We start from the raw sequence: 10,611 nt of genomic DNA, 5'->3' as shown, positions 1-10,611 counted from the left end.
GCAGGTGCCGGATCAGCGTCTCCAGCCGCCCGCCCATGCTCTGGTGCTGGACCTTCAGGCCGAGCGGCCCGGTGTAGACATCGAGCAGTTCGGCGATGCGCTGGTCCAGCTCCACCCGGTCGCGCAGCACGCCGCCGCCGAAGCTCAGCCGGATGACCGGATGGCGCACCGTCCAGTCCCAGCGCGTGTCCGCCTCCAAGCCCGTGAACAGCGCCCGGTTGCCCTCGAACAACTCCTTGAGCGTGTCCACCAGCAGGCTCTTGCCGAAGCGGCGCGGGCGGCTGAGGAAGTAGGTACTGCCGGACGCGATCAGGTCGAGCATCTGGCCTGTCTTGTCCACGTAATAGCAGCCCTCTTCGCGCAGTCGGGCGAAGGTCTGGATGCCGATCGGGAGATTCTGCTTGCGGGTCGTCGTCATGGCTGCCAAGTCTCCACGTCGAACGCCACCAGGTTGCGCTCCACCCGGCTGAACTCGACGCCGATCAGGTGAACCGGCTCGCCCCGGTCGCGGTACTTCTCGGCGTAGCCCTTGCGGCGGATCTGCTCGATGGCGCGGCCTTCCGGGACCAGCTCCACCACCTTGAACTCGAACACCCACACCGCCCCGCAGGTCAGCACCACCATGTCGATGCGGCCCTTGTTCGTCGTGTCCTCCACCCGGATGTCCAGGCCCAGCGCGGCGAAGTGGCTGTAGAACACGCTGGCCCAGTAGCCCTCGAACTGCGCGAGCGGGCTGTTGCGGTACCAGTCGTTCGGGATCGACGCGAAGAAGGCGTGGAACAACTCCTTCAGCGGCAGCGGATCGCCCAGCGCCAGCAGATCCCACAGCCGGCTGATCTGCGGCCCCGGCACCGACACGCCGCCCGCGAGTTGCTGCAGCAGCACGTCGTTCAGGCTGGACTGGACCTCCTGGTTCGGGTATTTCAACTGCAGGTCGAGTCGCCCCGGTCGGCTGTGTTCCGAGGCGATCGTCAGGTATCCGGCCTGGAACATCAGCGATTCGGTCGGGATCGTGTCCACGTCGAAGGTGGAGAGGATCGACTCGGTGCTCACCAGTCGGCCGAGGTCGGGGGTGAACTGGCGCCGCTCCGTCAGCAGCTTGAGCAGAAAAGTCGGCGTGCCCGTCTCGAACCAATACGCCCGGAAACGCCGCTTGCGAAACAGCAGCAGCACGTCGAACGGGTTGTAGACACTCTCGCCCAGCCAGTTGTAGCCGTTGTACCAGCGCCGGATCTCGTCGCGGTCGAGTCCGGGCAGCTCGGGTGCGAACACGGTGTCGAGGTCACGCTCCGTGTAGCCGCACAGGGCGCTGTACTCCGGGTCCAGCGTGATGTCCTGCAAGTGGTTCAACCCCGAGAACAAGCTCACCTTGCTGAACTTGCTCACCCCCGTCAGGAACACGAACTTCAGGTGCGCATCCGCATCCTTCAGCACCGAGTACAGGTTCTTCAGCCCCTCGCGCATCTCGCGGGCGCGGTCGGGGTGTTCGATGTTGTCCAGGATCGGCTTGTCGTACTCGTCGATCAGCACGACGACGCGCTCGCCATGCCGTGCGTGGGCTTGCACGATCAGGTCCATCAGGTCGCCCGCCATGTCGTCCGGGGGCAGGCTCGGCGGGCGAGGCAGGTCCAGTGCGGTGCGGCTGGCCTGCAGGTTGTACTGGATGCGGTAGCCGAGCTGGCTCGCCGTGTGGGCCACGCCACCGCCGAAGCTGATGCGGACGACCGGATGGCGCACGGACCAGTCCCAGCGCGTGTCCGCCTCCAAGCCCGTGAACAGCGCCCGGTTGCCCTCGAACAGTTCCTTGAGCGTGTCCACCAGCAGGCTCTTGCCGAAGCGGCGCGGGCGGCTGAGGAAGTAGGACTTGCCCGCCTCGACCAGATCGGCGATCAGGCCAGTCTTGTCCACGTAGTAGCAACCTTCCTGACGGATCTCGCGGAAGGTCTGGATGCCGATCGGGAGCTTGCGGCGGGGGGGCGGGGTGTGCATCGGGGCAGTGTAGTGCGGCGTTCAAAAATTTCGCCGCCTTCGGCGGCGGCGCTCCGCCCTCCGGGCGCAGCGAAATACCTGGGGGCATCCGCCCCGCCAGCCTCCGGCTGGCAATACCAAAATTTCTATGCTGGTCTGATCTGGCTGACTGGTCAGCAAGCCCGTCGGGCCAGACGGAAGCCGATGAGGTTGTTCCGGCCATCCGGCCCGATCGCGTTGCGGAGGGCGGAGCGGCAGTTACGGGCGTCGTTGATCCAGCTCCCGCCGCGAAGCACCCGCCGGCGATCTTTTTCTTTTCTGTCTTGATGGACAACTGGGTTTTCTGCCGTTCCTTCGGGATACTCGCCGTACTCGTCCTGGCACCACTCCCACACGTTGCCGTGCATCTGGTGCAACCCCCACGGGTTGGCGGGCAGCGCCTTCACAGGCACCGTCTTTTCCCGGTACTCGCCCTTCTTGCCACCCGCATACGGATAGTTGCCGTCGTAGTTCACCTGATCGGTGGTGATCTGCTTGCCAAACGAAAACGGTGTCGTCGTCCCTGCCCGGCAGGCGTACTCCCACTGGGCCTCGGTCGGCAACTCCAGTTGCAGCCCCGGCGCCAGCGCGTTGAACTTCGGCAGGAATTCATCGGTGATGTCGAGCCAGCTCACCTGCTCCACCGGGTTTTGCGGGTCGTCCTTGAATTGGCTCGGGTTCTCGCCCATCACTCTTCCCACAGGGCTTGCGTGCAGGCGGTGTCGGCCAGCCAGAAACCTTCGGTCAGCACGACGCGGTGCTGGCGTTCATCGTCGGATCGCTCGGCTTCGCTCTCGGGCGACCCCATCAGGAACTCCCCCGGCGGAATCCACCGCATCACCTGCCGCACCCCCGCGACCTCGAACGCCTGCCACAGCCCGGTGCGGTCCTCGCCGTAGGCGCAGGCCCAGCGGAAGGGCATGACGGGTGGCAACTTGTTGTTCATCCGTGCGCCTGCGGTTCCAACTCGACCGACAGCCGCATCCCCACGGTCTTCAGTACCGCCAGCAGCGTCTTCAGCGTCGGATTGCCCTTGGGCGACAAGGCACGGTAGAGCGCCTCGCGGCTGATGCCCGCGTCCGCCGCCACTGCCGCCAGACCGCCATGCGCCTCTGCCACCGTGCGCAGCGCCAGCAGGCCAGCGGCGCGGTCGTCTGGATTGTCCAGCGAGGCCATCGCCGCCTTCAGGTACTCGACCGCCAGCTCGCGGTCGGCGCGCAGTTCAGCCAGCTCGCGCTCGTGGTGCGACACTGCGCCGCGCAGGGACTTGCTCCGACGCGAGATGTCGGGCATAGGGGGACTCGTCATCGTCAGGGTGGTCATGGTTGTCTCGATTTCCATTCGTTCCACAGGGCCTTGGCACGGTCGATGTCCGACGCCTGGCTGCGCTTGTCGCCGCCACACAGCAGCAAGACGACCGTGCGACCGTGCCGCCCGCAGTAGGCGCGGTAGCCCGCACCGACATGCACGCGCAACTCGATGACGCCCTCGCCCACCGGCTCGCAGTCGCCGAAGTTGCCCGCCTGCACTTGGCGCAAACGGATGCGGATGCGGGCCTGCGCCACCTTGTCCCGCAGACCGTCGAGCCATTCGGTGAAGGGTTCTCGGCCGTCGGGGCGCTGGTAGCGGTAGAGGTCGATCATTGTCGGTGTAGTTTATAAGTTACTTGACCTTGCTGCAGCGGTATTGCTCCTCCCCCAGCGGGGGAGGTTGGGTGGGGGTCTGCGCAGTGGGCAGACTTTTGCTACTGCGAGCCCCCCTCCCCAGCCCTCCCCCCGCTGGGGGAAGGGGGCCAAACAGCGGTGGTCATGGCTTGTCTTGGCGGAATCGTCTCAGCACGCGCTTGAAGAAGCCCGGCGGCGGCGCTTCGCTCTCCGAGTTACGCGCAATACCTGAAATACCAGGGGGCTTCGCCCCGCCAGACTCCGGCTGGCTAAAAAATTTCCGATGCTGGTCTGGCTGGTCAGCAAACCCTCGGGCCAGACGGAAGCCGATGCCGTAGTCCCGGTGATCCGGCTCGTTCGCGTGGCGCTCGGCGGAGCGGCAGCTCCTACCGTTGTTGAACCAGCTCCCGCCGCGAAGCACCCGCTGGCGACCTTCGTTTCTGTCTTGATGGACAACTGGGTCTATCGAGGTTCCTTCGGAATACTCACCATAATCGTCCTGACACCACTCCCACACATTCCCGTGCATCTGGTGCAACCCCCATTGATTGGCGGGTAGCTCCTTCACAGGCAACGTCTTCTTCCTCGCCATCGGGTACCTCCAGTCCCGCTCGTAGTACTGGTTCTTCATGCCCCCTGCATATGGAAACTGTTCGTCGTAGTTCACCTGGTCAGTCGTGATATGTTCCCCGAACGAAAACGGCGTCGTCATGCCCGCCCGGCACCCATTTTCCCACTGTGCCTCCGTCGGCAACGTCAGATTCAACCCCGGCACCAGCTCGTTCAGCTTCGGCAAAAACTTCTCGGTGATGTCGTTCCAGCTCACCTGCTCGACCGGATTTTGCGGGTCGCCCTTGAACCGGCTCGGGTTCTCGCCCATCACCGCTTCCCATAGCTCCTGCGTGCAGGCCGTGTCCGCCAGCCAGTAGCCTTGCGTCAGCACGACAGGGTGCTGGCGTTCGCTGCTCGAACGTTCATATTCGGATTCCGGTGAACCCATCAGGAACTCGCCCGGTGCAATCCACCGCAGGCGTTGCGTGATTGGCCCACGCCGTCCTTTCACCGTGAACTCCACCCACCAGCCCCATTCATCCCGCCCCCTCGACAAAGCCTCTTCCGCTGGCTCAAACCGCTCCACCAGCAACACCCGCCCACCGCAGCGCACCTCATGCACCCGCTGCACTGACGACAGCGCCACCGCCTCGCCCACCCGCAGCCGCTGCCCGTCCAGCCGCCACTCCAGCGCCCCCGGCGTCACCGCCAACCGCGCCACCGTCGGCGCCAGCTCCTGATCCGGCGCGACCCGCAGCATCGCCCGCCCCGGCGCCGCCATCCAGCACGTCAGCGCCAGCCGAGGCAACGCGGCCGCCCCCGCAAACACCCAGCACGCCGCCTGCGCATCCACCCCCTGCGGCACCGCCAGCCGCCCTGTCCGCAAATCCTCCCGGTGCGCCATCACCCACGCCGCTTGCAAGGCAGGCGACCCCCGCTGGATCTGCGACAGATCGCGCCCGCCCAGCCGGGACAGGTACGCCGCCAGATTCGACGCCAGCGCCTCGCCATCCCCGTGCCACATCGCCGCGCAGGCTTGCCGCGCCAGCACCTCCGCCGCCGCTTCGCCCTGCGCCAACGCTCGTGCCGTCGGCGAATCCTGCCAAGCCAGCAGCGGCCGCACCCCACGGGCGTACTCGGCCCGGATCAGCGGCGACGCCGATTGCAGATGCCGCCAGTGCAACCCCGCCACCGCCGCCTGCAAGCCCGGCGGCAGGGCACGGAATCCCGCCTCCACCGCCTCGCGCTGCTCCTGCACGACGGTGCAAGCGCACGCCGTGGCGCTGATCGCCGCGTCCTGCCACAGCGCCCGCTCGCTGCCCACGTCCAGCGCCAGCCCCTCGGCCGCCAGCAGACACCGCAGCTCGCGCAGCAGCCCCGGCGACACGCACGGATTGCCGAACAGCGCCGCCCGCAGCACCTCCAGATCCGCTGCGGCTATGCCCACGTCCGGCGCAGCATTCACCCCCACCGGCCGCACCCACCGCAGCGGCCCCCGGTCATCCAGCGGCACCACGTCAAAACTCGCCGCCGCCTCGCGCGTCACCCGCTCCCGCCCCACCGGCACCAGCAGCAGCGCCCGCCGCCCCGCCCGCGACTGGCGCTGTCCCCAGGCACACCAGCGCCGGTGCAACACGCTGCCCGGCTGCCCCATGCCAATCTCGCCCAGCACCACCACCGCCCGCCCATCGGTCGGCAAATCGACCGGCTCCCCGTCGAGATCACAGACCGCCCCCGGCCCGCCGTGCCCCAGCAACACCTGCAGACGTTCCCCGAGCAGGGTTTCCATCTGCACCGCCATGCGCCGCAGATCCTCCTGCAGCGGCCACAGTGCCCGCCGCACGTCCAGCACCAGACACACCCGCGCCGGCCAGCGGTCCTGCTGCCGATGCGGCCAGTCGGTCAGCGGACGGCCTCGCGCCAGATGCTTCACCACCCGCTGCACATCCGGCCCCCCACTGTGCCGCAACACCGCCACCCGCTGGCGCAGACACGCCGCCAGCCGCGCAGGCGAGACCAGCGGCGGCACGTCGAATGGCGGCGGCGCCAGCGCGGACACATCGCGCTCGAACACCTCGGCGCCCGGTTGACCCGCTTCGGCCAGCCACGGCGGCACCTCGTTGCTCACCTCCGGATCGGGCAGGTCCGACGCGAGCCGCCAATACGGCATCCGGTCCACGACTTCCGGCGGATCAGGCGGTGGCAAGGGTGGCGGCGATGGGCCAGGTGGTGGCTCAGGCGGCCTCTCGGGTGGACGCAGACCCGGCCCTCGCCCGACCACCTTCGCCGACTCGACCGCAGGCGCAAACCCCAGCGCCCCCGCCGCATCCAGCCACTGCGCCTCCGGCAGCGCATGGCGCATCCGCAGCAGATCGCCCCAGCCGACCGCGCCGGCGTTCATGCCGCGCTGGCCTTGTGCGCCGTCGCGTCCTTGCCCGCCGGGAGCGGGTTCAGCGATTTCCAGACGAACTTGCGCAGCCACTGGAGCTGCTCGCGCTGTGCCTGCGCGTCGTCAGGACACAGCGTCGCCAGCGCCTGCACCAGATCGAGGAACTCGGAGGTCGCGGGCAGGTACTCACCCGCCCGCGTCGCCTTGCGCAACACCATGAACGCCTCGGCCACCTCGTCCAGGATCACGCACTGGCCACCGCCCCGGTGACGCTGGTGGCGCTGCGCCAGCCGGATCAGCTCGGCCGGCAACACGTCGTCCGGCGGCAGCTCCAGCTTCAGCACCAGACAGCGCCGCAGGAACGCGGGCGGCAGCTCCCGCTCCTCGTTGGTGGTGATGATGATCAGTGGCTTGGCCGACTCGTCGCAGCAGACCGCCCCCAGCCCGGCAAACGGCGGCGTGAAGCCCCGGTTGGCGAGCACCTCCAGCAGCGCGTTCGGCAGGTCCGGGTCCGCCTTGTCGATCTCGTCGAGCAGCAGCACCGCCCGGTCCCGCCCCGGCTGCCAGCCCGACGGCACGACGACATCCGGCGCTCGACAGCCGCCGCGCTGGCTCTGCGACTGCGCCCCCGCCCAATCCAGCGCCCACCACAGCACCTCGGGGCGCACGTAGGCCGACTCCTTCTTCGTCTTGCCGGTCTGCGCATCTGACAGCCGCTTGACGGCATCGACCCGCCATTTCAGGTCGTCCGGCTCGGTGCGCCCGTCGATCACCAAGGACAGGAACGGCCGCTTGGCAAACGCCGCCGCCGCCCGCGCCGTTTCGCTCTTGCCCACGCCGGGCAGGCCGCGGATCAGCAGCGGGCGCCCGGTGGCTTCTGCGGCACGCAAGGCGGCCACGGTTTCGCGCTTGAACAGGTGGACCGACGATGGCCAGGTGCCCTGGGCAGCGATGAGGATGTCGGTATCGACGGGGTAGTCAGGGATGGTCATGGTCATTCAAGGTTTTCAATGGTTTCCAGACAGCTCATCACCTGGGCGTGGACCTTGCCTTCGTCGGCACGCAGCAGGGTTCCCGGCTGGCCCGTGCGCGGCAGCGCGACACAGCCAAGTTCCGCCGCCACCGACCGCAGATCGTCCGGCTGCGGCGCAGCGGCCGATGCGGGTACGACCGCCGTGATGCAGTTGGCGCGCTGCAGGCGCTCGCTGCGCGTGGTCAGCCGGTCACGCAGCAGGGTCAGATCCTCGCCCTGCAGCGAGGTTTTTTTCTCGTTGTGGGGATACGGGCGTTTGGGTTTGCGGAAGAGATCGACCCAGAACTCTTGATGCACCTGCGCCTTCCGGTCCTCGCCGATGCCCGCATCCACCTGCCCCAAGTCCACGGTGTGCTCGGGCAAGAAGGTCTTGGCGTTTTCGGTGTTGGCGGAAATGACGGCCTGTTGTCCCTGCGCCATCGCATACGTGAACACGGCCGTGCCAGCGAAGCGCCCCGGCAGCGGCGCTGTCACGTCCACGGTCCCTGCCAACATCCGCGCAGCCGACGCATCGTGCGTCAGCCCATACAGCACAGACAGGATGTGGCGAAGATCGGCCTTCAACACCTCCCAATCCCGCTCGCTCAGATTGGCGCGGTTCCAATCGTCCTGCGCCGCTTCCACGGCGGTATGGAACGTCAGCAGCATCTCGTAGGCTTGGTTCGGCTGACGCCCCGATAGAGGCGCCGACCCCCAGCGATCCGACCGGGCCAGCACCTTGAGGTCGCGCTTGTCCAAGCGGTCGGCAATCGCCTTCGCGGCGGCCTCCATGCGTTCACCGTCACTCGCCACAGGCAGCGGCATCGCATGGCCCTGCAGTCGCTCGCACAGTCGCCGGGCGTCCTCGTCCCACTGCGCCTGCTTCTGCCCGAACGCAAACGCATCGAGACCGCACAGCGTGCCCAGATCGTCACGCAGCACTTTGTCGAGCGCCGGCGCTCCAAACATCGAAGCACCGCCCATGCGCACCGGGATCACGGCCCGTCCTTGCTGGACTTGCTGAAGCGCCGTCTTCACCTCGAACCGCACCACGTCGAACGCGCCGGACTGCGCCCGCTCATTGACGATGCGCAGCCACTCGGGCGCGATCACCACCAGCGTCACACGCGCCGCCTTGACCGCCGCTTCGAGCTTGGGAAGAAACGCATCGCCGGCCTGCAGATCGGCATGGTCATAGAAGACCTGATCCGCCCCGAACCAGCGCCGCAGCAGGTCGTACAGCGAGCGTGCATGGCCGTCGGCATCTTGGCGCCGGTAGCTGATGAAGATCGGGCATTCGAAAGGCGTTCGCGCCGCAGCGCCCGATGATCCGGTCGTCATGTGATTCCCCCTTTTCAATGTCTTGGATGCGCGCAGGGATTTTCCAAACCAAGCCCCACCTGTCAATACGGAGTCACGGGCCGGCACCCTGCCAGTCGATATCATGCAGACGCCATATCTCCACCCAGGAGCACGCCCGTGACCACCGCCAAAGTCTTCATGTCCGGCCGCAGCCAAGCCGTGCGCATCCCTAAAGAACTGCGCTTCGACACAGGCGAGGTCTACATCCGCCGCACCCCCGAAGGACTGCTGCTGACCCCGAAGCGCGGCCAGCGCCTGGGCGACCTGCTGGCCGAAGCATTCGACCGACTGCCGGTGGACGACGACGGCAGCTTCGTGCGCCCGGACCAAGGCGAGTTTGAGCGCAGCAGCGACCTGTTCGGCACCGAAGACGACACCCCGCGGTGATCCTGCTCGACACCAACATCTGCGTCTATGTCATCAAGACGCGCCCGCCCGAAGTGCTGGCCCGCTTCAACGACTTCGAGCCGGAGGAACTGGCTGTCAGCGTGGTCACCGCGATGGAGTTGCGTGTCGGCGCACTGCGCGCCAGCGGCACCCGCTACGCCGGCCGAGTCGATGCGCTGCTGGGTCAGTTGTCCGTGTTGCCGCTGGGTGCAGAGGTCGTCGATTTCTATTCACGAACCAAGGTCGATCTGCAGCGCCGAGGCGAGTTGATTGGCCCGATGGATCTGCTGATCGCCGCCCATGCGCTGGGCCTTGGCGCCACGCTGGTGACGAACAATGAGCGGGAATTCCGGCGCATTGCCGGATTGCGCGTCGAGAACTGGGTGAAGACAGCGGTGTAGTTTTTCTATTCAATGCCTGCTCGATCGCCCACCGAACGATTTGTCATGACGTGCTCAGGAGCCTCCACCGTGACCCCACCGGACCCGTTCTTCAACCTCTACACCCACGGCTTCGCCCGTGTCGCCGTCGCGGTGCCCGTGTGCCGCGTGGCCGATCCGGCGCACAACGCGCAGCAGACGATCACGCTGCACCACCAGGCCGCCGCACAAGGGGCCGTGCTGGTGGCCTTCCCCGAGCTGGGCCTGTCCGCCTACACCTGCGATGACCTGTTCCATCAACGCGCGCTGCTCGACGCCTGCGAGGCGGCGCTGGCCGAGGTGGTTGCGGCGTCGGCGGGCGTGAACGCGGTGGCGATCGTCGGGTTGCCGCTCCGGGTCGATCACGCGCTGTTCAACGTCGCGGCGGTGGTCCATAACGGCCGGCTGCTCGGCGTCGTGCCCAAGACTTTCCTGCCGAACTACGCGGAGTTCTACGAGGCCCGCCAGTTCGCCCCGGCCACGCAGGCCCTGTCCACCGAGGTGCAGCTCTGCGGCCAGACGGTGCCGTTCGGTGCCCAGCTCCTGTTCGACGCGGGCGCCGGCCTGAAATTCCACGCCGAGATCTGCGAGGACGTGTGGGTGCCGATCCCGCCGTCGTCGTTCGCGGCGCTGGCCGGGGCGACGGTGCTGGTGAACCTGTCGGCGTCGAACATCACGGTGGGCAAGGCCGATTACCGCCACGCCCTGGTGGCGCAGCAGTCGGCCCGCTGCATCGCCGCCTACCTCTACACCTCGTCCGGCCACGGCGAATCGACCACCGACCTCGCCTGGGACGGGCAGGCGCTGGTCTATGAAAAC

The 10,611-nt window shown here is 67.4% G+C and carries 12 protein-coding genes; 3 read left to right on the top strand and 9 right to left on the bottom strand.

What is annotated here, in order from left to right; genetic code table 11:
- The 9 genes from QZW52_RS16590 to QZW52_RS16550 form a co-directional block, all read right to left on the bottom strand.
- Positions 1–418: AAA family ATPase (locus tag QZW52_RS16590; protein ID WP_294000786.1), on the bottom strand; the 418-nt coding region annotated here is incomplete at its 3' end.
- Entirely contained in the window at positions 415–1,989 is a 1,575-nt protein-coding gene (locus QZW52_RS16585; RefSeq protein ID WP_294000784.1) for an ATP-binding protein, read from the bottom strand. The genes QZW52_RS16590 and QZW52_RS16585, both read right to left, overlap by 4 nt.
- Positions 1,990–2,141: 152 nt before the next feature.
- Positions 2,142–2,696 carry a formylglycine-generating enzyme family protein gene (locus QZW52_RS16580; protein WP_294000782.1) on the bottom strand — a complete coding sequence of 185 codons (555 nt, stop codon included), beginning with the start codon at positions 2,694–2,696 and terminating at the stop codon, positions 2,142–2,144.
- Complete coding sequence (locus QZW52_RS16575) at positions 2,696–2,953, bottom strand: hypothetical protein (protein ID WP_294000780.1); 258 nt, start codon at positions 2,951–2,953, stop codon at positions 2,696–2,698. Before QZW52_RS16575 ends, QZW52_RS16580 begins: the two co-directional genes overlap by 1 nt.
- Positions 2,950–3,300, bottom strand: a complete 351-nt coding sequence (locus tag QZW52_RS16570) for an addiction module antidote protein (RefSeq protein ID WP_294000788.1) — start codon at positions 3,298–3,300, stop codon at positions 2,950–2,952. Before QZW52_RS16570 ends, QZW52_RS16575 begins: the two co-directional genes overlap by 4 nt.
- Before the next feature lie 26 nt (positions 3,301–3,326).
- A complete protein-coding gene (locus QZW52_RS16565; RefSeq protein WP_294000778.1) occupies positions 3,327–3,650 on the bottom strand; it encodes a type II toxin-antitoxin system RelE/ParE family toxin in 324 nt (107 codons plus the stop codon).
- Positions 3,651–3,813: 163 nt separating this feature from the next.
- Positions 3,814–6,624 (bottom strand): formylglycine-generating enzyme family protein, encoded by a 2,811-nt coding sequence (locus QZW52_RS16560; RefSeq protein WP_294000776.1) that lies wholly within the window; start codon positions 6,622–6,624, stop codon positions 3,814–3,816.
- The gene (locus QZW52_RS16555; RefSeq protein WP_294000774.1) at positions 6,621–7,604 is read right to left on the bottom strand and encodes an AAA family ATPase; all 984 of its coding nucleotides are present in this window, start codon (positions 7,602–7,604) and stop codon (positions 6,621–6,623) included. The genes QZW52_RS16560 and QZW52_RS16555 overlap by 4 nt, the downstream gene beginning before the upstream one ends.
- Positions 7,605–7,606: 2 nt before the next feature.
- A complete protein-coding gene (locus QZW52_RS16550; RefSeq protein WP_294000772.1) occupies positions 7,607–9,052 on the bottom strand; it encodes a toll/interleukin-1 receptor domain-containing protein in 1,446 nt (481 codons plus the stop codon).
- A 51-nt stretch (positions 9,053–9,103) separates the two neighbouring features.
- On the opposite strand from QZW52_RS16550, the gene QZW52_RS16545 reads away from it, so the two are divergent.
- The 3 genes from QZW52_RS16545 to QZW52_RS16535 all read left to right on the top strand — a co-directional run.
- Positions 9,104–9,373 (top strand): antitoxin, encoded by a 270-nt coding sequence (locus tag QZW52_RS16545; RefSeq protein ID WP_294000771.1) that lies wholly within the window; start codon positions 9,104–9,106, stop codon positions 9,371–9,373.
- Positions 9,370–9,774, top strand: a complete 405-nt coding sequence (locus QZW52_RS16540) for a PIN domain-containing protein (RefSeq protein WP_294000769.1) — start codon at positions 9,370–9,372, stop codon at positions 9,772–9,774. The genes QZW52_RS16545 and QZW52_RS16540 overlap by 4 nt, the downstream gene beginning before the upstream one ends.
- A gap of 69 nt (positions 9,775–9,843) precedes the next feature.
- Positions 9,844–10,611: nitrilase-related carbon-nitrogen hydrolase (locus tag QZW52_RS16535; RefSeq protein ID WP_294000768.1), on the top strand; the 768-nt coding region annotated here is incomplete at its 3' end.

Origin of the sequence: Sphaerotilus sp. (assembly GCF_013299175.1) — a bacterium.
In the GTDB taxonomy this organism is placed as follows: domain Bacteria; phylum Pseudomonadota; class Gammaproteobacteria; order Burkholderiales; family Burkholderiaceae_C; genus Sphaerotilus.
This window is presented reverse-complemented; position numbering and strand designations above follow the sequence as displayed.

Excerpts from the sequence above, each read along its gene's own strand:
- QZW52_RS16585 (WP_294000784.1), bottom strand. The coding sequence starts at position 1,989 with ATGCACACCCCGCCCCCCCGCCGCAAGCTCCCGATCGGCATCCAGACC.
- QZW52_RS16580 (WP_294000782.1), bottom strand. The coding sequence starts at position 2,696 with ATGGGCGAGAACCCGAGCCAATTCAAGGACGACCCGCAAAACCCGGTG.
- QZW52_RS16575 (WP_294000780.1), bottom strand. The coding sequence starts at position 2,953 with ATGAACAACAAGTTGCCACCCGTCATGCCCTTCCGCTGGGCCTGCGCC.
- QZW52_RS16570 (WP_294000788.1), bottom strand. The coding sequence starts at position 3,300 with ATGCCCGACATCTCGCGTCGGAGCAAGTCCCTGCGCGGCGCAGTGTCG.
- QZW52_RS16565 (WP_294000778.1), bottom strand. The coding sequence starts at position 3,650 with ATGATCGACCTCTACCGCTACCAGCGCCCCGACGGCCGAGAACCCTTC.
- QZW52_RS16560 (WP_294000776.1), bottom strand. The coding sequence starts at position 6,624 with ATGAACGCCGGCGCGGTCGGCTGGGGCGATCTGCTGCGGATGCGCCAT.
- QZW52_RS16555 (WP_294000774.1), bottom strand. The coding sequence starts at position 7,604 with ATGACCATCCCTGACTACCCCGTCGATACCGACATCCTCATCGCTGCC.